Genomic DNA, 21,975 nt, shown 5'->3' with positions numbered 1-21,975 from the left:
CGCGAGCGACGGGCCGCCCCGCCCAGTCGGGCTGGTCCGTCCGTGGTCACGGGCACGTTCACGGGCGGCCGACGCCCCGCCGCGACCTCCGCCGACATCCCCGGGGGGAGCGCCCGGCGGGGTTACGGTCGGCGGATGGATGGTGATCGCCGGAGCTGGCCGCGGTGCCTGCTCGCGGGGGCGGTGTTCGTCGTGTGCATGGCCGGCACCACGCTCCCGACGCCGCTCTACCCGCTCTACGAGCAGAAGTTCGGCTTCGCCGAGCTGACCGTGACGCTGGTGTACGCGGTGTACGCCTTCGGCGTCATGGGCGTCCTGCTGCTGGCCGGCAACGTCTCGGACGCCGTCGGCCGCCGGCCGACCCTGCTCTGGGGCCTCGGCTTCGCGGCCGCGAGCGCCGTCTGCTTCCTGAGCGCCGACGCGGTGGGCTGGCTCTACGCGGGCCGGCTGCTGTCGGGGCTGTCGGCCGGCCTGTTCACGGGGGCGGCCACGGCGTACGTCATGGAGCTCGCCCCACCGGGCGGCAGGACGCGGGCGACGTTCGTGGCGACGGCCGCCAACATGGGCGGTCTGGGCTGCGGCCCGCTGCTGGCGGGCCTGCTGGCGGAGTACGCCGCCGAACCGCTGGTGCTCCCCTTCGCGGTCCACCTCGCCCTGGTGGCCGTCTCGGCCCTCGTCCTGGTGCGCCTTCCGGAGACCGTGGCGGACCGGCGGCCGCTGGCCACCGTACGCCCGGAGGGCCTCGCCCTCCCCCCGCAGGTCAGGGTGGTGTTCCCGCCGGCGGCGATCGCGTCCTTCGCAGGCTTCGCCCTGTTCGGCGTGTTCGCCTCGGTCAGCCCCGCCTTCCTGGCCCGCTACCTGGGCGTGGACAACCACGCCGTGAGCGGCCTGGTGGTGGCCCTGGCCTTCTTCGCCTCGACGGCCGGCCAACTGGCCGTCGACCGCGTCGGCGTGGCGCGCTCGCTGCCCGTGGGCTGCGTCGTCCTCTTCGCCGGCCTGCTCCTCCTGGCGGCGGCCCTCTACACGGACCTCCTCGCCCTCGTCGTCCTCTCCGCGCTCGTCGGCGGGGTCGGCCAGGGCCTCACCTTCCGCGCCGCCCTGGCCGCGGTGGCGGCGGCCGCGCCGGCGGACCGGCGGGCCGCGGTGATCTCGACCCTGTTCGTCGTCGCGTACACGGGCATCTCGGTCCCGGTGATCGGCGTGGGCCTGCTGGCCGACGTCCTCGACCTCGAGGGCGCGGGCCTGGTCTTCATCGGCTGCATGCTGCTGCTCGTCGCCGGGGCCGGCGCCTACCTGCTGCGGCGGCCGGTGGCGACGGGGCGGACCTCCGAGGAGCGCACCTGACGGAGCGCGCCGGGGGCCAGGCGGGGCGGACGGCTCGCGCCGCACGAACGCCTGCGGGGGCCGGCGCGGTGCACCGGCCCCCGCGTCGTCAGGCGACCGGGATCACCGTCACGGTGCCGTGGCCAGGTCGAAGTGGTTCTTGACCTGGGCGGCGGAGAGCGCCGTCGGGTAGACGGCGGTCTCGTCGATCTGGCCGGCGAACGCGTCGCTGAAGGGACGGCCGGGCCAGCCGGCGAGGTTGTCGCCGCCGACGTGCCAGTAGCCCGTGTAGTCCGCGTGGCCGGGGACGTTGAGCGTGCCCTTGCTCTGGCCGTCGACGTACAGCGCCATGCCGGCCGGGCCCTGGGTCGCGACGACGTGGTGCCACCGGTTGTCGTTGTACGCCTCCCACCAGGGGCTGGCGAGGGTGTACGTGGAGCCGGAGTACACGCCGAACACCAGGCGACCGTCGTTGGTCATGTAGAGGTGGTTGTCGTACTGGTTGCTGAGCTGCGTGGTGTGGCTGCCGAACCCGATCAGCTTGCCGCCGCGCGTGGTGCCGGTCCGGAACCACGTCTCGATGGTGTACGCGCTGCCCGCCCGCTGGCGGTGGTCGCTGTAGACCTGCTGGGTCGTGCCGTTGAAGCCCATGGCCGTGCTGGGGCCCGTGACGGCCCCGGGCGCCTGGCGCAGGGACGGCGCGCCCACCTGGAGGCCGCTGGTGTTGCCGCCGTTCGAGGAGTCGGCCACGTACGGGCTGACGGTGTCGTCGTAGCGCCAGTACAGCCGGGCGCCGTCCGCACGGACCTGGTTGGGGTAGGCCTGTGCGGCGGCCGGGACCGTCACGGACGCGGTGGCCGACTTGGCGCTCGTGTTGCCCGCGCCGTCGGTGGCCGTGACCCGGTAGGTGTACGTCTGGCCGGCCGAGACCGCGGTGTCGGTCCAGGAGGCCTGCCGACGCTCGAACTCGAGGGAGTCGGCGGTCATCGTGTGGACGGGCGTGGCCGCACCGTTGCGGTAGATCCGGTAGGTCAGCCGGCTGTCGTCGGCGTCGAAACTGGTGCGCCAGCGGACCTGGACCTCGCCGGGCCTGATGCTGCCGGCGCTGGCGACCGGGGTGGTCGGCGCACCGACGTCGCCGGTGGACGCGAAGCGGGTCAGGCCCTGCTGGGGCTTGGTGTTGACGGTGGTGAACTCACCGCCGACCCACAGGTACTTCGTGTCGCCCTTGGCCGCGACCGTCATGACGCGCGGGCCGACGCCCTCGCCGATGCCGCCGTTGACGGCGGGGAACCAGCCGAGCTTGCCCGGGCCGGGGACGAACCCGTCCACCGGGGCGGGCACGGTGCCCTTGTGGTGGGTGGGCTGCGCCATCAGGTAGCGGCGCTTGCCGTCGTCCGGGAACTCGCCTTCGGTGGCGCAGTTGTGCGCGTGGGACGCGATGTAGAGCGCGCCGCCGTACGGCAGCACGTTCTGGGTCGCGCCGAGGCAGCGGTCGCGCCACTGCTCGTTGAAGTCGCTCAGGTCGAACGCGGTGCGCCCGTCGAACACACCGCCGGCGTTGCCCTGGTTGCCCGTGTAGAAGCTCGTCGCGTCGGTCGCGATGTCCATGACGACCGAGAGGCGGTGGAACGTGTTGTACGTCTTGCGCACCGCGCCGGACACCGCGTCCGCGACCGCGAGGGCGTGGCTGTTCGAGCCGTTGACGGTGAAGAAGTCGCCGCCGAGCAGCACGTTCTTGCCGTCGGGGGTGAGCTCGATGGCCCGGCCCGCCTCGTCGGCGTTGGCCGTGAAGGACCGCAGCGCCCCGGTGGTGGCGCTGACCGCGGCGAACTTGCGGCGGGTCTGGCCCTGGACGGTGGCGAAGTCGCCGGCGGCGTACAGCGTCGTGTCGGAGACGGCGAGCGCGCGCACGGTGGCCGAGAAGCCCGGGTGGAAGGAGGCCTTCGGCGCGCAGGTGGCGATGTCGATCGCGGCGACGTTGGAGACCTTGACGCCGTTGACGGCGCCGAACCGGCCACCGGCGTAGAGGGTCTTCTTGTCCTTCGACACGACGAGGGCGCGCACGGTCGCGGTGCTGCTGGTCGTCGTGAAGGAGAGCCGGCACGAGGTGGGCGCGCCCGTCGCGGCGTCGAGCGCGGCGAAGTTCACGACCTGGCGGGCGGTGCCGGCGGTGCCCGCCGGCGGGCGCAGCTCGGAGAACGTACCGCCGGTGAACACGGTCCCGTTCACCTGGGTCATCGCCCAGACGATGCCGTTGGTCTGCCAGGTGGGCAGGTTGTCGGCGGTGAACGACACCGGCGGCGTGACGGCCGAGGCCTGCTGCGGCGCCAGCACGCCCAGCCCGGCGCCGGCCCCCGCCAGCGAGAGGACGAGGGCCGCGGTCAGCCCTCTGGATCTGCGCCGGGGACGCCCCGGGCCGTCGCCCGGCCTGCGTCGCTGCTCGCGCTCACTGTGTCTTTCGGTCATGAGTGCCTCAGGGATCCTGCGTGGAGGGTGCGGGTTGGCGAAAGCGTGCCAGAGGGGAGCCACGGAGAATTCGGGCAAACGGGCATTCATGTCGAGATGCCTTACCGTTACCTTCCGATTACACCTGACGGCTCATCAAATCTCTTTGCGTGCAACCCAGTTGAGCGGTCGACTGGAGCGTGACCGTCGTCCACCTCCCGGACCTGTTACCGAATCGAGACAAACCCTGCAGCGCTCGGCGGATATTGACGGAAATTCAGTCAGGGGCTCACCTTTTACGGAAAGAAATCTCCCTGTCGCGGGCTGTGAGCTGCCGGTTCGCCGCGGTCGCGGTCACCGGAACGGCGGCGCCGCGCCCCCAAAGTGCGTGCCCCGCCCACGCTTTCACTAAAGTGGCGCACGACCGGTGCACGACGCCGTGTCCCAGGCCGCTCCCTACCCGAAGGAGTCCCGTGTCCCAGCATTTCGACGTCGTCGTTCTCGGAGCCGGACCGGGCGGTTACGTCGCCGCCATCCGCGCCGCCCAGCTGGGCATGCAGGTCGCGGTCGTCGAGGAGAAGTACTGGGGCGGTGTCTGCCTGAACGTCGGCTGCATCCCGACCAAGGCGCTCCTGCGCAACGCCGAGCTCGCACACATCTTCCAGCACGAGGCCAAGGCCTTCGGCATCACCGTCGACGGCACCGTCTCCTTCGACTACGGCGAGGCCTTCCGGCGCAGCCGCACGGTCGCGGACGGCCGCGTCAAGGGCGTCCACTACCTGATGAAGAAGAACGGGATCACCGAGTTCGACGGCCGCGGCACCTTCCTCGACGCGCACGCCCTCCGGGTGGACGGGGCCGACGGCACGGTGCGGACCGTCGGCTTCGACCACTGCATCATCGCCACCGGGGCCACCCCGCGCCTGCTGCCCGGCACCGCCCTCAGCGAGCGCGTCGTGACGTACGAGGAGCAGATCCTCGCCGAGGACGTGCCGGGCTCGATCGTCATCGCCGGAGCCGGCGCGATCGGCATCGAGTTCGCCTACGTGCTGAACAGCTACGGCGTGAAGGTCACCGTCGTCGAGTTCCTCGACCGCATCGCCCCGCTCGAGGACGAGGACGTCTCCAAGGAACTGGCCAAGCAGTACCGCAAGCTCGGCATCGACGTGCTCACCTCCACCCGCGTCGAGTCGATCGACGACTCCGGGCCGCAGGTGCGGGTCACCGTCACCGGCAAGGACGGCGCGCAGCGCGTCCTGGAGGCGGACAAGGTCCTGCAGGCCATCGGCTTCGCGCCGAACGTCACCGGCTACGGCCTGGAGAACACCGGCGTCGCCGTCACCGAGCGCGGTGCCATCGACGTGGACGGCCGCTGCCGCACCTCGGTGCCGCACATCCACGCCATCGGCGACGTGACCGCGAAGCTGATGCTCGCGCACACGGCCGAGGCCATGGGGATCGTCGCCGCGGAGACCATCGCGGACGCGGAGACGATGGAGCTCGACTACCCGATGATCCCGCGGGCCACGTACTGCCGCCCGCAGATCGCGAGCTTCGGCTGGACCGAGAAGCAGGCCCGCGAGAAGGGCTACGACGTCAAGGTCGCGAAGTTCCCGTTCACCGCGAACGGCAAGGCGCACGGCCTGGGCGACTCCGTCGGCTTCGTGAAGATCATCGCCGACGGCACGCACGGGGAGATCATCGGAGCCCACCTGATCGGCCCGGACGTCACCGAGCTGCTGCCCGAGCTGACCCTGGCCCAGCAGTGGGACCTCACGGTCACCGAGGTGGCGCGCAACGTCCACGCGCATCCGACGCTGGGCGAGGCCGTGAAGGAAGCGGTCCACGGGCTCGCCGGCCACATGATCAACTTCTGAGGTCCGGCGGCCCGCCCGGGCGGCTCAGGCGGGCCGCCCCGAGTCGATGACGTGTTCCGCGAGTTCGCGGGACGCGGCGGCGGGGCGGCGGTCCGGGCGGGTGGCGCCGGCGGCGAGGAGGCCGTCGACGAGGATGAGCAGCTGGTCGGCGGCGAACTCCGGCCGGGCGTGCCCGAGGGCGGTGAACTCGTCCGCGAACAGGCCGTGCAGGGCGCGCCGGTAGGCCCGGGTGACCTCGTGTCCGGGGTGGTCCGGGTCCGTCAGTGCGAGGTCGGCGGCGAGGTAGCGGCAGCCGTGGAAGTCGGGGTCGGCGGCGATGCGGCCGAGCCGGTCGACCACCGCGAGGAGCCGGGCCCGCGGGTCGTCGCCGGCCGCCGCCATCGTCGCGCGGTAGCGGGCCTCGTCCTCGGCGGTGCTGCGGCGCAGCACTTCGGCGATGAGCCCGTCCTTGCCGCCGAAGTGCTCGTACAGCGAACGCCGGGCGACGCCGGCGGCCTTGAGCAGGGCGTCCACGCCGACACCGACGCCCTGCGCGTAGGTCAGCTCCTGGGCGGCGAGCAGCAGGCGTTCCCGGGGGCCCGGCTTGGCGGAAGTCGTCATGACCCGATTGTGCCCGCCCTTGACGGAGTAGATCAACCGGTCTATCTATAGAAGTAGACCGAACGTTCTATCTATTTCATGTGCGTCGTCGAGGAGGACTGACCCATGTCCGTTCGCACCACCGTCGAGGTCATCGAGCGCTTCAACCGCGCGTTCGTCCGTCGCGAGGCCGATCTCCTGGCCGACCTGGTCGCCGAGGACTGCGTCATGGAGAGCGTCCAGCCCGCGCCCACCGGGGAGCGGGTCGTCGGGCGCGCGGCCTGCACGGCGTGGTGGGCGGCGCTCATCGAGGACCGCGGCGGGCAGTTCACGCCGCAGGAGGTCATCGTGGCCGGCGACCGCGCGACCATACTGTGGCACTACCGGTTCGGCGACGGCCCCACCGACTGGGTCGCCGGCGTCAACGTCATGCGCGTGGCCGACGGCCGCATCGTCGAGGCCCTCGGCTTCAGCAAGACCGCGGGCGAGGTCCCCCTGGCCTCCGGGTCCGACGCCGCATGAGCGCCCCCACCCCCACCCCGAGAAGGGACGGCACGCGCATGCGGAGCTACCACCTGTCGCACACCGGCGCCGGCCCGGCCGGCCTCACCGTCCGCGAGCACGCCACCCCGGTGCCCGGCCCGGGCCAGGCCCTGGTGGCCGTGCGCGCGACGTCCCTGAGCTTCCGCGAACTCATGGTCCTCGACGGGACCTACGTCCTGCCCGTCAAGCCCGACGTGGTCCCCGTCTCGGACGGCGCCGGTGAGGTGCTCGCGGTCGGCCCGGGCGTACGCACGACCCGCGCGGGCGACCGCGTCGCCGCCACGCTCTTCCCGTCCTGGCAGGACGGACCGTTCGCCGTCGAGCACCTCCCGCAGCGGGGCGGCTCGCTGGACGGCATGCTCACCGAACTCGCCCTGGTCGACGCCGACTCGCTCGTCACCGTCCCCGCCCACCTGACGTACGAGGAGGCCGCGACCCTGCCCTGCACGGCGGTGACCGCCTGGAACGCCCTCACCGGCGACGGGTCCGGCGTCCGCCCGGGCGACACCGTCGTCGTGCAGGGCTCGGGAGGCGTGTCCCTCTTCGCCCTCCAACTCGCCAAGGCCCTCGGCGCCCGGGTGATCGCCACCACCAGCAGCCCCGCCAAGGCGGCCCGCCTGCGCGCACTCGGCGCCGACCACGTCGTCGACTACACGGCCGCGCCCGACTGGGCCGCCGAGGTCCGCACCCTCACCGCGGGCCGTGGCGCCGACCGCATCATCGACGTCGCCGGACTCCTCCACGAGTCCGTCCGCGCCGTCGCCCTGGCCGGCACCGTCGCCTGCGTCGGCTTCGTCGGCGCCTCCGCCGCCCCGCTCGACCCCCGCGCCGTCTTCGCCGCCGGCGCGACCATCCGCAGCGTCGCCGTCGGCAGCCGTGCCCAGTTCACCGAGATGAACGCGGTCATCGAGGCCCACGGCATCCGCCCCCTCATCGACCGCGTGTTCCCCTTCGAGGAGGCAGTCGACGCCTACCGCCACTACGCCACCGGCAAGGCCTTCGGAAAGGTGGTGATCCGCCACGGCGGGCACGCGTGACGCCGGCCGTCGTCAGAAGGTCCCCTGACGGGCCATGGCCTCCAACGTCCGGCCCAGGGCGCCCACCAGGGCCGCCTTCGTGCGGCGGGCCTGCGGGGTGTCCACGTGGACGGAGTTCAGGTGGATGCCCTCGTGGGTGCGGTGCAGCCACAGGAACATGCCGTTGGTGGCGGGGATCGAGGTGTACGCGCCGGCCTGCCGATCGGCGTGCCGCGCCGCGCCGGGGACGTCCCTGAGGTCCATGTACGAGACGAAGTTGACCGCGTGGGGCCAGGGCCGGGCGTAGTACTCGGGAGCGAGCAGCCGCAGCACGACGACGAACGGGATCCGACCGCCCCGGACCATCCGCGTGGACGCGTCCCGGGCGGCACCCACGGTCTGCGCGAGGTCCGCGCCCGCCGCCACCGGGAACTCGACCGGGAGCAGGTTCACGAACCACCCCGTGCTGCGCGCGTGCCGCCCGCGACCGCGCGTACCGACGGGCACCAGGGCCCGGTACACGTCGGGACCGCCCGCCTTCCTGAGACTGACGCCGACGGCGGCGAGGGCCCCGGTCGCCACGCCCGCGCCGACCGACCGGCAGCGCGCCTCCAGGGCTGCCGCGCCGGAGCGGTCCAGCAGGGCGTCGGTCGCGTTCACCGCGCGGCAGCCGGCGCCCGGCTCGATGCCGAGGTCCAGCGGGAACCTCGGGAACGGGCCCCCGTTGCGGGCCATGAAGCCCTTCCAGTGGTCGAGCCTGCCGTCCTCGGGGCCCACCGCGGCCGTCCGGCGCCGCTCCGCGCGGGCGTGCTCGACGAACCCTCCCACGGCCGGGAGGTCCGGCTCCCGGCCGCACGAGAAGGCCTCGTAGGCGGTGGCGACGTCGTCCAGGACCACCGTCATCGACGTCCCGTCCGTCACCAGGTGGTCGCAGGCGAAGTGGACCGTGGTGGACTCCTTCCGGATCATCGCGCCCATGACGAACCAGGGCCCGCGCCGGGTGTCCGTGGTGCTCAGGAACCGCTCCACCCGGGCGCGGGCCCCGGCGGGCGAGGTCACGGCTCCCCGGTCGATCGCGTCGAGTTTGACGTCCTCCGGCGCCGCGACGTCGACGACGACGCCACCGTCGGACGCGGAGCGGAACGCGCAGCGCAGCGCCTCGTGGCGCCGTACGCAGTGGAGCAGGGCGGCTTCGAGCGCCGGGCGGTCGAGCCGGCCGACGATCTCGAAGGTGACGGCGAAGGAATCCGTACGGCCCCCCTCTCCGGCTCCCTCCCCGGTCCCGGTCCCGTCCCCGGTCCCGTCGTCGCCCGCCGCGGGCGCGGATGCGGCGAAGTGGTACTCCTGGTTGTAGGAGGGCAGCGGCCGGTCCGGTTCCGGGGCGGCTCCGGCGCGCGTCACGGCCCGTACCCGCCATTCGACGGCGTGCCCGGGGGCGATGACCAGCTCGGACGCGGGGAGTTGGCGCATCAGGACCGGCCGGTGCGGGCGACGTCGTCCAGGGTCCGCACGAGGGTGCCGACGAGGGCGGCCTTGGTGCGGTGGGCCTGCGGGGTGTCCACGAAGACGGAGTTCAGGTGGAGCCCGGCGTGGTTGCGGTGGAACCAGAAGAAGATGCCGTTGCTGTGCGAGGTGGAGACGTACTTGCGCGCGCGGCGCGCCACGTGGCTGTGCGCCCCGGGGGTCCTGCGGAAGTCCAGGTAGGAGAAGAAGCTGACGGCGAACGGCCAGACCTGCGGCCCGTTCTGATCGCGGGTCAGCAGCTCGAAGACGCGGACGAACGGAGCGTCGACGTACGCGCGCATCGCGTCCAGGGCGCCCTGCGCACCGGCCATGACGTCCGCGAAGCCCATGCCGTCGGCCACCGGGAACTCGACGGGGAGCGTGTTGACGAACCAGCCCATGCCGTGTTCCCCGGGGCCCCGGCCGCGCGTGTTGACCGGCACGAGGGCCCGGTACACCTCAGGCCCCCCTTCCCGGCGCAGGCTGACGCCGAGGGCGGCCAGGACGGCGGCGGAGGTCCGGCCGCCCGTCGCACGGCAGCGGGCCTCCAACGCGTCGAGCCGGCCGGCGGGCAGCAGCGTGTCCGTCCGGTTCACGGCGCGGTGCGCCACTCCCGGCTCGATCCCGAGGTCCAGGGGGAAACGCGGGAAGAGCTGGCCGTCGTTGCGCGCGACGAACCCCTTCCAGTGGTCCAGCAGCGCGTCCTCGGGGCCCATCGCCGCGCCGCGCTTCCGCTCGGCGCCGGCGTGGTCGAGGAAGCTCTCCGCCTCGGGGAGGACCGGCTCGCGGCCCTGGGCGTAGGCCTCGTAGGCCGCGGCGACGTCGTGGACGGCCACGGGCGTCGACACCCCGTCGGTCAGCAGGTGGTCGCAGGCGAAGTAGACGGTGGTGGACTCCTCCCGGACCATCGCGCCCATGACGATCCACGGACCGCGCAGCGTGTCGGTGCCCTGGAGGAAGCGCTGCACGTAGGCGTGGGCCTCGGCCGGGGAGTCGAACCGCCCGGCGTCGACGCGCTCGAGCTTCACGTCCTGCGGCGGTACGACCTCCAGCACCGGCTCGTCGGTGCCCTCCTCGAAACCCCTGAACTCGCACCGCAACACCTCGTGGCGCCGGACGAGATGGAGCAGGGCGGCCTCCAGCGCCCCGGGGTCGACGCTCCCGCGGATCTCGAAGGAGCCGCCGATGTACGAGGCGTAGCCGATGTCCAGGGCGCGCAGGCTGCGCGCGACCGAGAGGTGGTCCTTCTGGTTGTAGGAGGCGAGGGGCGCCGGATCGGAGTCCCCCGAGTCGACGTGCCCGGCGGTTCCGGCAGCGGACACCGTCCATTCCACGGCGTGTCCGGGTGCCATCTCCATGTCCTCGACGGGCAGCTGCAGCACGGGGGCCTTCCTGGTAGGTCGTCGTCACATCGCCCGTAAAACGAGCCGGACACCGCAGGGTGACGGCCGGGTACACGAAGTGGGCGTCGTCCGAACAGGACAACGCCCACTGCGCACACCGCACTTCACGGTTCCGGAACCGATCGCCTGAACGAATCGAGGCCGTCGAATCCCTTACCGCGCTCAGGACTTCGGCACGGTGTTGACGTAGTCGGTGCCGGCGTCGTAGAAACCGTCCACCGTTTTCTCGACGTCGGCCAGGGAAACGGCCTCGTCGGCCTTGTAGTAGAACCAGTTGACCTTCATGTCCCAGGTGCGCGGACCGCCGGTGAAAGGAAGGTCGATGAACCAGTTGCTGAAGTGGATGTCCATCTTCTCGCGCGGAACGTATTTGCCGGAGCTGGTGAACAGGTCCTTGCCGTCCAGGGAATAGGTGACCTTTCCGTCCATGGCCGTGATCATCATGGTGTGCCAGCCCGCGAGGTCGCGCCTGAGCGCGTGCGTGACCCGGTCCGGGGGATCGGCCCGGTACCAGCTCGTGGTGTCGAGCTGGGGGCCCACCGAACCCCAGCCGCCGTTCGGCATGTACTCGTAGTCGAGTTCGCTGTAGTCCGTCGAGGCGTCCGAGGCGGAGATCGGGTAGAAGGTCTGGACGACGTGGTCGCCGTTGCGACCGCTCGTCGGCTCGCCGCTGAGGTGGACCCGGGCGGCGAAGGTCCCCGTGAACAGGGGGGTGCCGGTGCTCTGCACCTCGACCTGCCTGGTGCCCGACCCGGTGCCGTCGGTGGAGGCCTGCAGCCGCAGGACCCGGCCGCCCCGGGCGCTCGTGTCGGAGGGGAAGTCGGCGCCGGTGGACCAGGTGTCCTTGATCCCGGGGCCGCCCCCGCCGGTGCGGACCTCCCAGCCGTGGGCGGCCAGTGCGGGGTCGTCGGGCCCGTCGTACCGGAAGGTGTCGAACAGGGTTCCGGGCGGTCCGGACGGGGTCGGCGGGGCGGTGGGTGCGGGCGCGGCGCCGTCGTCCACGGGGCCGCCGGAACACGCGGCCAGTACGCACAGAAAGGCGGGCAGTGTGAGCGCGGTCCACGCGCGGCGACGAGAGGTGCGGCGGGGGTGGCTCACACGGGCTCCTTGATGGGTGAAAGGCGGTACCTGAACACGCCCTTTTACACGAGGACCAATGGCTGATCACACGAGGGGGTCATCCTAAAGTCCCACGCCCGGCGGCCGTATCCGCACGCTTACCGATCGGTATTGCCAATTGTCATTTCGATCCGATTACGGCAACTGAGCAGATCGCGTCAAATCCAGACATCGGCCCCAAGCCGATGAAGCCCGGTGCACTAGCGTTCGCCCTGCGATTCCGTGGTCTACGTACCCTGCACTGAAAGGCCTCGCAAGGTGCGCCCAGTCATTCCCTCCTTCGAACGCGGACCGGCCTTTCAGGCGCAGCCTGAAAGGTCCGATCCGAGCTTTGCGGGGCCTGCTCCCGCGCCGGTCTTCGTCGACCAGTCGGGTCTGCGCGGCCGTCTGCTGCGGGGCTTCGGCTGGCCGGTCTCCGTGGTCGGCGCGATCCTGGCGGTCGCCATGGGCAGCAGCCTGGTCGGTGTGCAGGCGGACGCCCCCGCGATGGGCGTGCCCCCGCAGCCCTCGACGTCGCCCGCCCCGTAGCCCCGTAGCCCCCGTAGCCCCGTAGCGCCGCCGCCGGCGCCCACCCCGTCGTCAGCGCCGTCCTCGTCGTTCCGACCCTGGACGCCCCCGAGGTGCGGTCGGCGCCCCCGCCCGCACCACCCGTCTCCAGGAGCGTCATTGTCCCGCCACCAGCGCCGCCGGCAGTCCCTGCTGAGGCCGCGCCGACTGGCCGCGCCACCGCTGCGCTTCTTCATGCCGCTGTCCCTGCTCGCCTGCCTGCTCGCGCTCCTCGTCCTGCGCGGCCTCGCCAACAACGAGGCGTTCCACGACTCCCGCATCGCCATCTCGGTCGACAAGACGACCGTGCCGCACCACCTCCTCAAGGGCGGTCCGGTCATCGACGCGCGCGGCACCAAGAACGAGCAGCCCGTGAGCTACCGCATCCCCGACCGCACCGCGGTCCTGAGCTTCGACGACGGCCCCTCGCCGAAGTGGACCCCGAAGATCCTGGAACTGCTCAAGGCCCGCGGCATCCGCGCGGACTTCTTCGTGACCGGCGCCATGACCACGCGCAACCCGGAGCTGATCAAGCAGATCGTGGCGGACGGCCACGAACTCGGCGTGCACACCTTCACCCACCCCGACCTGGTGTACCAGTCCCACGCCCGGATCAGCTGGGAGCTGGCCCAGACGCAGCTGGCGCTCGCCGGCGTCGCGGGCGTCCACAGCGCGCTGTTCCGCCCGCCGTACTCCTCCGACGCCTCGGCGCTCGACGACTGGAACTATCCGGTGATCAAGTACGTGGGCGCGCGCGGCTACCTCACCGCGTTCATCGACCGCGACACCGACGACTGGAAGCGTCCGGGCGTCGAGAAGATCGTCAAGGCGGCGATGCCCCGCAAGCCGGGCGCGGGCGCGCTGATCCTGCTGCACGACGCGGGCGGCGACCGTACCCAGACCATCACCGCGCTCGGGCAGATCATCGACCGGCTGCACGCCCAGGGCTACCGCTTCACCACCATCTCCGAGGCACTCGGCGCCTCCAGCGCCACCGTGCCGGTGCACGGGTACCGGCTGTGGGCGGGCAAGGGATTCATCTGGGCCACCCAGTTCGCCGTGCGCACCCTGCCGGTCCTCGTCGGGCTGCTGGCCGTCGTCGGCTTCCTCAACTTCGGCCGGTTCGCGCTGATGCTCGTCCTCGCACCGGTCCACGCCCGCCGCGCCAAGCGGCGGGACGCCTGGGGAGCGCCCGTCACCGGACCCGTCACCGTCCTGGTCCCGGCCTACAACGAGCGCGAGTGCATAGCCAACACCCTCCACTCCCTGGCCGCCAGCGACCATCCGATCGAGGTCATCGTCATCGACGACGGCTCCACGGACGGCACCGCCGACATCGTCGAGGAGATGGCCCTGCCGTTCGTCCGGCTGATCCGCAAGGTCAACGGCGGCAAGTCCAGCGCGCTCAACACCGGCATCGCGGCCGCCTCGCACGACATCATCGTGATGATGGACGGCGACACCGTCTTCGAGCCGTCCACCGTGCACGAGCTGGTCCAGCCCTTCGGCGACCCGGCGATCGGCGCGGTCGCGGGCAACGCCAAGGTCGGCAACCGCGAGAGCCTGATCGGTGCCTGGCAGCACATCGAGTACGTCCTCGGCCACAACCTGGACCGCCGGATGTACGACATGCTGGGCGTCATCCCGACCATCCCCGGCGCGGTCGGCGCCTTCCGCAAGGAGGCCCTCCAGCAGGTCGGCGGCATGAGCGACGACACCCTCGCCGAGGACACCGACATCACCATCGCGGTGCTGTGCGACGGCTGGCGGATCGTGTACGCCGAGCACGCCCGCGCCTGGACCGAGGCCCCCGCCAGCCTCCAGCAGCTCTGGTCCCAGCGGTACCGCTGGAGCTACGGCAGCATGCAGGCGATGTGGAAGCACCGCGGCGCGGTCACCTCCCGCGGCCCCGCCGGGCGCTTCGGCCGGCTCGGGCTGCCCCTCGTGGTCCTGTTCGGCGTGGTCGCCCCGCTGCTGGCGCCGCTGGTCGACCTGTTCCTGCTGTACGGCGTGCTGTTCGGGGACGCCCCGCTCACCCTCACCAGCTGGGGCGGCTTCATCCTGCTCCAGGCCGCCCTGTCCTGGTACGCCTTCCGGCTCGACCGCGAGAAGCCCTGGCACCTGATCAGCCTGCCGATCCAGCAGCTGGTCTACCGACAGCTGATGTACGTCGTCCTGCTGCAGTCCGCGATCACGGCGATGACCGGTGGCCGACTGCGCTGGCAGAAGCTCCGGCGCACCGGCGAGGTCGCTGCACCGGTGGAGGCCTGACCGTGACCTCGTCCACTGACTTCTGGCGCTCCCGGGACACCCTCCAGCTGAGGGTCCCCGCCGGGCTGCGATCCGATCCGCGCGCCCTGCCGGAGCCCGAGCCCGAGCCGGTGCCGGAGCCGGAGACGGCGCCGGAAGGGGAGGCCCCGTCGCGGCGCAAGACCGGCCGGGACCGCTACCTCGACCTGCTGCGCGCGCTGGCACTGGTCCGCGTGGTGCTCTACCACAACTTCGGTTGGGCCTGGCTGCCGCTCGCCTTCCCGTCGATGGGCGTGATGTTCGCGCTGGCCGGCTCGCTGATGGCCCGCTCGCTCAGCCGTCCCGCCCTCGGCGTGATCCGCGGCCGACTGCGCCGGCTGCTGCCCCCGATGTGGCTGTTCGGCGCCCTCATGATCGCCCTGCAGATCTACGACGGCTGGGGCCCCCGCTCCGAGGGCCACCCCACCTGGTGGTGGGCCAAGCTGGCCTTCTGGATCCTGCCGCTGAGCACCCCGCCCTACGCGGACGAGCTGGCCGGCTTCCACCACCACGTGGAGCAGTCCTGGGCCGCGCAGATCATCGTCCCGCTCTGGTACCTCCGGGCCTACCTCTGGTACGTCCTGCTCTCCCCGCTGATGCTCCGGGCGCTGCGCCGCTTCCCGGTGGTGACGCTGTTCACCCCGCTGGCGCTGTCGATCGTCATGAACACCTTCTTCGCCGAGCAGGAGTTCGTCTACAGCAGGGTCTGGGAGACCGCCAACGACTTCACCATGTTCGGCTCCTGCTGGATCCTCGGCATGGCCCACCAGGAGGGGCTGCTCAAGAAGATCCCGCAGTACGTCCTGCCCTCCGTCGCACCGCTGATCATGGTGGCCGGCTTCTGGTACCTGCAGACCCGGCCGGTCGATCCGACCGAGCCGACCGACATAGAGTCCTGGCCGATCGCCCAGGCCCTGTGGTCCCTCGGCTTCGTCGCCCTCCTGCTCCACGTCAGCCCGTCCTGGGAGCAGTGGCCCAGGCCGCTGGAGCGCTGGAACGGCCTGGTCAGCCTGCTCAACTCGCGCGCCGTCAGCGTCTACCTCTGGCACGAGACGGCCCTGGTGGTCGCCGTCCCGCTGATCGACCCGCTCTGGAGCGTCCGGTTCTTCTACGACCACCTCCAGTGGCTCCTGCTCAGCCCGTGGTTCACGCTCCTCGTGGCGATCCCGCTGCTCGTCCTGCTGGTGCTGACCTTCGGCTGGGTCGAGGACGTGGCCGCCAAACGCCCGCCGCGGCTCCTGCCGTACCCGCGCCGCGGACGGGGCAGGCGCCGGGCCGCCGGCTGACGGGGGCCGCGCCCGGGCCGAGGCGGCGTGACCGCGGCGCCGCGAGCGGTTCCCGGATCGCCTCCAGGTCCCCGTCGTCGAGCGTGCCCCCGCCCCCGGCGACGGGGGCGGGGCCGGGGGCGGTGTGCAGCATCACCAGGTAGGTGGTGTCATGGCTGCTTCCGCTGCAGTGCCGTCACCGCCCGCCGCTCCAGGTCCAGGGAGCGGTCCACGTGCGTCGCGCACTCCTCGAAGAGCGCGCGGCGCGCCCCGGCGTCGGCGTCCGCGTCGGCACCGCGGGCGAGCAGGGCCAGCCGGGACCAGTGCAGGGCCGATTCCCGGAACAGCGCGGCGGCCTCCGGCCGGCCGACGAGGTCGAGGAAGTCGGCGTACAGCGGGCGGGTGGCGGCCGGGGCGGTCCACTGCTCCTCGAGGCAGGAGTACAGCCGCCCGGTGCCGGCCCGGAAGGCCTCCGGCGACCCGCCGAACCGGTGCTCCCATCCCGCTGAGGTGTCGCGGTCGCGCAGCTCGGCCGCGAGCTTCTCCATGCCGGTGAAGCCGAAGTTCACGTCGAACGCGTTGCCCAGCACCGGCCCGGTGAGGTGCGTGATCGTGGCGGCGATCGCCCCCGCCACGTCCGGCTCCCCCTCGGCCGGACCGGTGGGCACGACCAGCTGGTGACGGCCCTTGCGGTGCGCGGTCCAGGCGGCGCCGAACTCCTCGCGGTCGATGCGGTACGGGGTCGGGGCCCCGTCGTCGACCAGCAGGTCGTCGCCGTCGTACCCGGCGATCACCACGGTGTGGGCGTCCGTGCCGGTCAGCCCGGCGTCGGGGTCGGCCTCGTGCCAGGGCAGGGACGAGCGGTCGACGACGCAGAAGGCGGGCTGCCCGCCGTCGAGCGCCGCGCGGACGCGGCCCCATCGCGGGTTCATCGCGCGCGTGGCCTCGTACGGGATCCCCAGGCGACCCAGCGCGACCTGCACCCACGGCTCCGGGTGGGCCTGCGCCACGATCGTGGCGATGGGCGGCCGGCCCGCGTACTCGAACACGAAGTACATGAAGCCGATGCCCCCGGCCAGGCCGGCGACCAGTTCCTCGTCGTGGACGCTGCCCACGGCACGCCGGATCAGGGAGGCCTCGCGGTGGCGTCCGGTTTCGAAGTCTTCGTACACGAGCACAGTCATGTGCACACCCTAGGCGGGCGGCCGGGATCCGGACGCGGCGGTGCCGGCGGTGGCAGGGGAGGCAGTCGTGCTGGGACGCGGACCGGCCCGGCCCCGCGGGTGCGGGGCCGGGCCGGGGGTGGTGCGTCGCCGTGGGCTCAGGTCACCGCACGAGCCGGTAGGCGTTGGCGATCGTCTCGCGCGCGGTGTTGCCCTGCTTGTCCTTCAGGTCCACCCGGAAGGTCACGCCACCGGCGGCCGCCGGGTGCTTGACGGTCACCGAGCGGGCGCCCGTGGCATCGGTGGCCACGGCCAGCCGGTGCCAGGTCCGGCCGCCGTCATAGGAGACGTCGACGGTCAGCGACGCGAGCTGCCCGGCCGGCGCGGCCGCGCCGGCCACGTGCAGCGGCACCTTCAGGGTGCTGCCGGCCTTCGCCGTCCCGGTCAGGCCCAGCTTCGGCGACAGCCGTACGGTCGACAGCGGCAGCTTCACGCTCCGGTCGGTGGCCGGGCGGGCCGAGGTGAACGTCCAGACGCCGGTCACCTTCGTGCTGGTGGAGGTGTCCTTGGCGGACCGGGTGGCCTCCTTGGTCAGCCGGTACACCGCGGAGGCGGCCGGGACGTCGGTTGCGCTCACCCAGTCGTTGGGTGCCCCCTCGGCGAGGACCCGGCCGCCGGACTCCAGCCGGCTGAAGCCGCCGGTGGCGACGGAGCTGCCCTCGTGACCGGCGCCGTCCACGAACAGCGGCAGGTTGGCGTCGATCGTGTTGCCGTACCGCTCGGCCCCCTGCGCGCCGGACCCGGCGCCCAGGTCGGGTCCGACCACGCCGGTGTTGAACTCCAGGGTGTAGCGCCCGGCCGGCCGGTAGGACACCCGGTTCTTGTAGTGGACGATGCGCACGTCGCCGTGGGCGTCGGCCTGCGAGGCGGACCAGCTCCAGCGGACGCCGCCGGTGCTCATGTACTGCGTGCCGGTCAGCGGGAGGGTCCGCTCCATCGTGGTGATCGGGCCGGCGCTGAACCCCTCGGGGGTCGACGCGGTGATCTGTACGAGGCCCTTGACGCCGGGGACCGAGGCGCCGAAGCCGAACTTCACCTCGGCGAGGTCGGCGCGGGCGACGGTGCGGGTCAGGCCGGTGAACCAGTTGCCGGTGCGCTGGAAGGCGAGCCGGTAGTCGGTGGTCGGGGCCGCGGGAGACCGCCAGACGCCGGACAGCTGCGCCTGTACGCCGGTCGCCGCCGGGCCGAGTGCGGCGGTGCGGAACTTCGTCGCGCCGTCCACGACCCAGCTGCCGGTCACGCCCGCCGCCTGGTCGTAGTAGCCGACGGTGGCGCTCACCAGCTTGGCGCTGCGGTCCGGGGCCGTGATGACGAAGGGCTTGGCCTTGCGGGAGTCGAGGGTGACGGTGGTCTTCGCGGCCACCTTCAGCACCGGCTGGACGAAGACGGCCATGCGGTTGTCGTTGCCGGGGCTGGTGACCAGGCTCTCCAGCTGGTAGTCGCCCTTGGGCAGCCGCTTGACGGCCGTGCCCGAGGGGTCGTAGGGCACGTCGAGGCGCTCCATCCCGTTCGAGCCGGCCTTGGTGAGCGTGGTGGCGTAACCGGGTGCGGGCCGGCCGTTCTCGTCGAGGTGGCGCACGGCCACGTCGTACGACTCGGTCTCGCGCTGGACGGCGAGGCCGGTGTGCACCGACTGCCCGCCCCCGGCGGCGAGTACGGTGCCGCCGAAGGAGCCGTCGGCGGTGCCCTTGCGGGTGTCGACCGTGACGGTGGTCGTCGCGGTGCCGCCGGCCGGGACGGTCAGCTTGGCATCCTTGACGGTGAACATCCCCGCCGGGGCCGGGCGGCCCGCCGCGTCGGTGCCGGCCGCGGACAGCGTCACCGTGACGGCCTTGGTGCCGTGGTTGCGGTAGGTGAGGGCCTTGGCGCGCGGCTTGTCGTCGGCGTGCGGCCACAGCTGGGTGCCGAAGTCGAGCGAGCCGGGCTCGGAGACGACGAAGGCGGTGCGGGCCCGGGAGAGGTCCACCCGACCGGCGCCCTGCTGGAGGGCGTTCAGCCCCGGACGGGGCTTGGCCGAGCCGGTCAGCAGCGCCTTGAGCCGGGCGCCGTTCCATCCCGGGTGCTGCTGGAGCAGCAGGGCGGCGGCGCCCGCGACGTGCGGGGTGGCCATGGAGGTGCCCGACATCGTCGTGTAGCCGTTGCCGGCGGGCTCGCCGCCCTGGGTGGTCTTGGCGGCGACGATGTCGACGCCGGGCGCGGTGATGTCGGGCTTGGCGAGGCCGGTGGCGGTCGGGCCGCGGCTCGAGAACTCCGCGAGCCGGTCCTGCTTGTCGACCGCGCCGACGGTGAGCGCCGCGGGGGCGCTGCCGGGCGAGGTGATCGTGCCCGGCTTGTCGCCCTCGTTGCCCGCGCAGACGACGAACAGGGCCTTGCCGGAGAGCCGGGCGACCGCTTCCTCCATCGGGTCGACCTCGGGGCCGTCGTCGGCGACGATGCTCATGTTGACGATCCGGGCGCCCTGGTCGACGGCCCACTGCATGCCGGCGGCGATGCCCGACTGGCTGCCGAAGCCGTCGTCGCCGAGGACCTTGCCGTCGAGCAGCCGGGCGCCGGGGGCGACGCCCTTGTACCGGCCGCCCGACCTGGCGCCGGAGCCGGCGAGGGTGGAGGCCACGTGCGTGCCGTGGCCGTAGCGGTCCTTGGCGTCGGGGGAGCTGGTGAAGTTCTTCTCGGCCAGCTCCACGCCCCGGAGGTCGGGGTGGGTCTGGTCGACCCCGCTGTCCAGAACGGCGACCTTGACGCCCTTGCCGGTGTAACCGGCCTTCCACATGGCGGGGGCGCCGATCTGCGGCACGCTCTTGTCGAGGGCGGCGCGGACCTTGCCGTCCAGCCACAGGTGGGCGATCGGGGCCGCTTGCCGCGCGGTCGCGCCGGCGGATGCCCGACCGGCGAGCCGGGACCACAGGGCCGGGACACCGGACTTGGGCGCCTCGAAGGCCTCGCCGTCGACGGCGGGCAGCGCGCGCCGGTCGCGGGCGACGTCGGCCAGCGCCTCGCCGAAGGCGCTGGGCACCCTGGCCCCCGAGGTGTCCCGCCGGTACGAGACGATCAGCGGCAGGGCGTCGCGGTGCGCGTCGTCGAAGCCGTCCGCGGCCAGTCGGGCGACGTCGAACAGCCGCCTGTCCAGCACCCCTTCGCCCAGCAGGCGCAGCGCGTCCTGCGGGATGACGTACGTGTGCCCGGCCGTGCGCCGGATCGACATGGCCGTGCCCGCACGGCCCTTGGCGCGGTCGATCCGGACCACCGCCCCGTCCGCGCCGACGGCGACGCGGTCGCCGGTGACCAGGGTGACGGTCACCGGTGGTCCTGCCGGTGCCTTCGCTCCCTGGTGTGCGGTGGGTCGTACGGTCGGCGCCGGCTGGCCCGTGGCCGCCGCCGTCCCGGCGACCAGCGCCGCCGCCACCGTGGCGGCCACTGCCGCCCCTCTCACTTTCGCCACAGGTACCACCTGTGATCCCCCGCTCTCATGCGCATGCCAAAAGGTCGATCAGTAACACGCGTGTGGGGGGCATTCAGTTCTCTTGTCCGGCAGATCACATGGCCCTGCGGGTCATTTCCCGTGCTTCAAGTGGTTCGGGTGTCGGCCGAGTTGGTGTGTGGCGCCGACGGCGAGACCGCTCGTCGGCGCCGGGGACCCGAACGGCGCCGGCTTCGGGGCTCGTAGACGCTTGTTCCGGCCGTGCTTCGTGCACACATGGTTGCGGCGGCCCTCCCGGGGCCGCCGCTGCTGCGTGGCGGCCCCGGGAGGGCCGCCCGCACGCTCAGGTCCTGACCAGCAGGCCGCGGCTGCGCAGCACGTACCGCTCGAGGGGGCTGAAGATCAGCAGGTCGATCGCGATGCCGACGACGAGGATCAGGAAGATCGCCAGGAACACGCCGGGGAGGTCGATGTTGTTGCGGCCGTTCTCGAGCAGCTGGCCCAGGCCCAGGCCGAGGTCGGGGGAGCTGGCGATGATCTCGGCGGCCATGAGGGAGCGCCACGAGAAGGCCCAGCCCTGCTTCAGGCCCGCGAGGTAGCCCGGCAGCGCGGCCGGCATGACGATGTGCCGGGCGCCGAGCAGTCCGGTGGCGCCCAGGGTGCGGCCGGCCCGCAGGTAGAGCGGCGGGATCTGGTCGACGCCGGAGACCAGGCCGTTGGCGATGGACGGGACGGCGCCCAGCAGGATGACGGTGTACATCATGGCGTCGTCGAGGCCGAACCAGAGCACGGCCGGGGGAACCCAGGCGACCGAGGGCAGGGACTGCAGGCCCTGGAGGATCGGGCCGATCGCGGCCCGGACGGCCTTCACCCGCGCGACGAGCAGTCCCAGCGGGGTGCCGATCGCCAGGGCCAGCAGGAAGCCGAACAGGCCGCGCGACACGCTGGTCCAGACGACTTCCAGGAGCGTGCCCTGCACCCACATGTCGGTCAGGCTGTCCCACACCGCGGACGGGGCGGGGAGCTTGGTCTCGTCGGTGACCCGTGCCGAGACGAGGACCTGCCACACCAGCAGCACGAGGCCGACGGCCAGGAGCGGGGGCAGCACCTTCCGGACGAGGACCTCGCGCACCGGGGTGCGGTGGGTCTGGACCGCGTCGAGGGCGTCCAGGCCGGCGCCCAGGCCGCCCAGGTCGTCCGGCCCGGCCTTGCCGGTGGCCTCCGGAGTGGTGTCGGTGGACTCCGGGGTGGTGTCAGTGCTGGCCATGGCGGCGGATCTCCCCACGCAGGTGTTCGGTGATCTCGAGGGACAGTTCCGCGACGGCGGAGTCCTCGATGCGGCGTGGCTGCGGGATGTCCACGGTCCATTCCTTGGCGATGCGGCCGGGTCGTGAGGAGAGCAGTACGACGCGTTGGGCGAGGC

Annotated in this window: 15 protein-coding genes and 1 pseudogene; 7 read left to right on the top strand and 9 right to left on the bottom strand. The window is 72.6% G+C overall.

The annotated features are described in order from the left end of the window. Window positions 1–135: 135 nt before the first annotated feature. Window positions 136–1,344 (top strand): MFS transporter, encoded by a 1,209-nt coding sequence (locus ACIQCH_RS20305; RefSeq protein WP_402582664.1) that lies wholly within the window; start codon window positions 136–138, stop codon window positions 1,342–1,344. A gap of 108 nt (window positions 1,345–1,452) precedes the next feature. Here ACIQCH_RS20305 and ACIQCH_RS20300 read toward each other — a convergent pair whose 3' ends face one another. Next, window positions 1,453–3,792, bottom strand: coding sequence for a LamG-like jellyroll fold domain-containing protein (locus tag ACIQCH_RS20300; protein WP_402582662.1), 2,340 nt, complete (start codon window positions 3,790–3,792; stop codon window positions 1,453–1,455). A 452-nt stretch (window positions 3,793–4,244) separates the two neighbouring features. On the opposite strand from ACIQCH_RS20300, the gene lpdA reads away from it, so the two are divergent. Then, window positions 4,245–5,648, top strand: a complete 1,404-nt coding sequence (gene lpdA / locus ACIQCH_RS20295) for a dihydrolipoyl dehydrogenase (protein WP_402582660.1) — start codon at window positions 4,245–4,247, stop codon at window positions 5,646–5,648. Window positions 5,649–5,672: 24 nt separating this feature from the next. Here the strand turns inward: lpdA and ACIQCH_RS20290 are convergent, their stop codons facing one another. Next, window positions 5,673–6,248: a TetR/AcrR family transcriptional regulator gene (locus ACIQCH_RS20290; RefSeq protein ID WP_402582658.1), complete on the bottom strand. Its 576-nt coding sequence runs from the start codon at window positions 6,246–6,248 to the stop codon at window positions 5,673–5,675. Between the two features lie 105 nt (window positions 6,249–6,353). On the opposite strand from ACIQCH_RS20290, the gene ACIQCH_RS20285 reads away from it, so the two are divergent. Together ACIQCH_RS20285 and ACIQCH_RS20280 are read left to right on the top strand one after the other, a co-directional pair. Beyond that, window positions 6,354–6,749, top strand: a complete 396-nt coding sequence (locus ACIQCH_RS20285; RefSeq protein ID WP_402582656.1) for a nuclear transport factor 2 family protein — start codon at window positions 6,354–6,356, stop codon at window positions 6,747–6,749. A gap of 38 nt (window positions 6,750–6,787) precedes the next feature. Beyond that, window positions 6,788–7,807: an NAD(P)-dependent alcohol dehydrogenase gene (locus ACIQCH_RS20280; RefSeq protein ID WP_402582654.1), complete on the top strand. Its 1,020-nt coding sequence runs from the start codon at window positions 6,788–6,790 to the stop codon at window positions 7,805–7,807. Window positions 7,808–7,819: 12 nt separating this feature from the next. On the opposite strand, the gene ACIQCH_RS20275 is transcribed toward ACIQCH_RS20280, so the two are convergent. The 3 genes from ACIQCH_RS20275 to ACIQCH_RS20265 form a co-directional block, all read right to left on the bottom strand. Continuing rightward, window positions 7,820–9,256: a condensation domain-containing protein gene (locus tag ACIQCH_RS20275; protein WP_402582653.1), complete on the bottom strand. Its 1,437-nt coding sequence runs from the start codon at window positions 9,254–9,256 to the stop codon at window positions 7,820–7,822. Continuing rightward, window positions 9,256–10,671, bottom strand: coding sequence for a condensation domain-containing protein (locus ACIQCH_RS20270; protein WP_402582651.1), 1,416 nt, complete (start codon window positions 10,669–10,671; stop codon window positions 9,256–9,258). Before ACIQCH_RS20270 ends, ACIQCH_RS20275 begins: the two co-directional genes overlap by 1 nt. A 183-nt stretch (window positions 10,672–10,854) precedes the next feature. Next, complete coding sequence (locus ACIQCH_RS20265; RefSeq protein ID WP_402582649.1) at window positions 10,855–11,790, bottom strand: glycoside hydrolase family 16 protein; 936 nt, start codon at window positions 11,788–11,790, stop codon at window positions 10,855–10,857. A gap of 279 nt (window positions 11,791–12,069) precedes the next feature. Between ACIQCH_RS20265 and ACIQCH_RS20260 the strand changes: the two genes are divergently transcribed. From ACIQCH_RS20260 to ACIQCH_RS20250, 3 genes are all read left to right on the top strand, one after another. Continuing rightward, window positions 12,070–12,339 carry a hypothetical protein gene (locus ACIQCH_RS20260; RefSeq protein ID WP_402582647.1) on the top strand — a complete coding sequence of 90 codons (270 nt, stop codon included), beginning with the start codon at window positions 12,070–12,072 and terminating at the stop codon, window positions 12,337–12,339. A gap of 201 nt (window positions 12,340–12,540) precedes the next feature. Continuing rightward, a complete protein-coding gene (locus ACIQCH_RS20255; RefSeq protein ID WP_402582807.1) occupies window positions 12,541–14,628 on the top strand; it encodes a bifunctional polysaccharide deacetylase/glycosyltransferase family 2 protein in 2,088 nt (695 codons plus the stop codon). A gap of 2 nt (window positions 14,629–14,630) precedes the next feature. After that, window positions 14,631–15,932, top strand: a complete 1,302-nt coding sequence (locus ACIQCH_RS20250) for an acyltransferase (protein ID WP_402582645.1) — start codon at window positions 14,631–14,633, stop codon at window positions 15,930–15,932. A 149-nt stretch (window positions 15,933–16,081) separates the two neighbouring features. Here the strand turns inward: ACIQCH_RS20250 and ACIQCH_RS20245 are convergent, their stop codons facing one another. The 4 genes and pseudogenes from ACIQCH_RS20245 to ACIQCH_RS20230 form a co-directional block, all read right to left on the bottom strand. Further along, a complete protein-coding gene (locus ACIQCH_RS20245; protein WP_402582643.1) occupies window positions 16,082–17,095 on the bottom strand; it encodes a BtrH N-terminal domain-containing protein in 1,014 nt (337 codons plus the stop codon). Window positions 17,096–17,237: 142 nt separating this feature from the next. After that, window positions 17,238–20,573, bottom strand: coding sequence for a S8 family peptidase (locus tag ACIQCH_RS20240; RefSeq protein ID WP_402582641.1), 3,336 nt, complete (start codon window positions 20,571–20,573; stop codon window positions 17,238–17,240). A gap of 322 nt (window positions 20,574–20,895) precedes the next feature. Then, window positions 20,896–21,819 (bottom strand): ABC transporter permease, encoded by a 924-nt coding sequence (locus ACIQCH_RS20235; protein ID WP_402582639.1) that lies wholly within the window; start codon window positions 21,817–21,819, stop codon window positions 20,896–20,898. Then, window positions 21,806–21,975: pseudogene (locus ACIQCH_RS20230) on the bottom strand (ABC transporter ATP-binding protein); the annotation flags it as partial. The gene ACIQCH_RS20235 and the pseudogene ACIQCH_RS20230, both read right to left, overlap by 14 nt.

Origin of the sequence: Streptomyces sp. NPDC093225 (genome assembly GCF_044753805.1) — a bacterium.
Taxonomy (GTDB): Bacteria; Actinomycetota; Actinomycetes; order Streptomycetales; family Streptomycetaceae; genus Streptomyces.
Note: the sequence above shows the minus strand (reverse complement) of the source record. Positions and strands in the feature narration are given on the sequence as shown.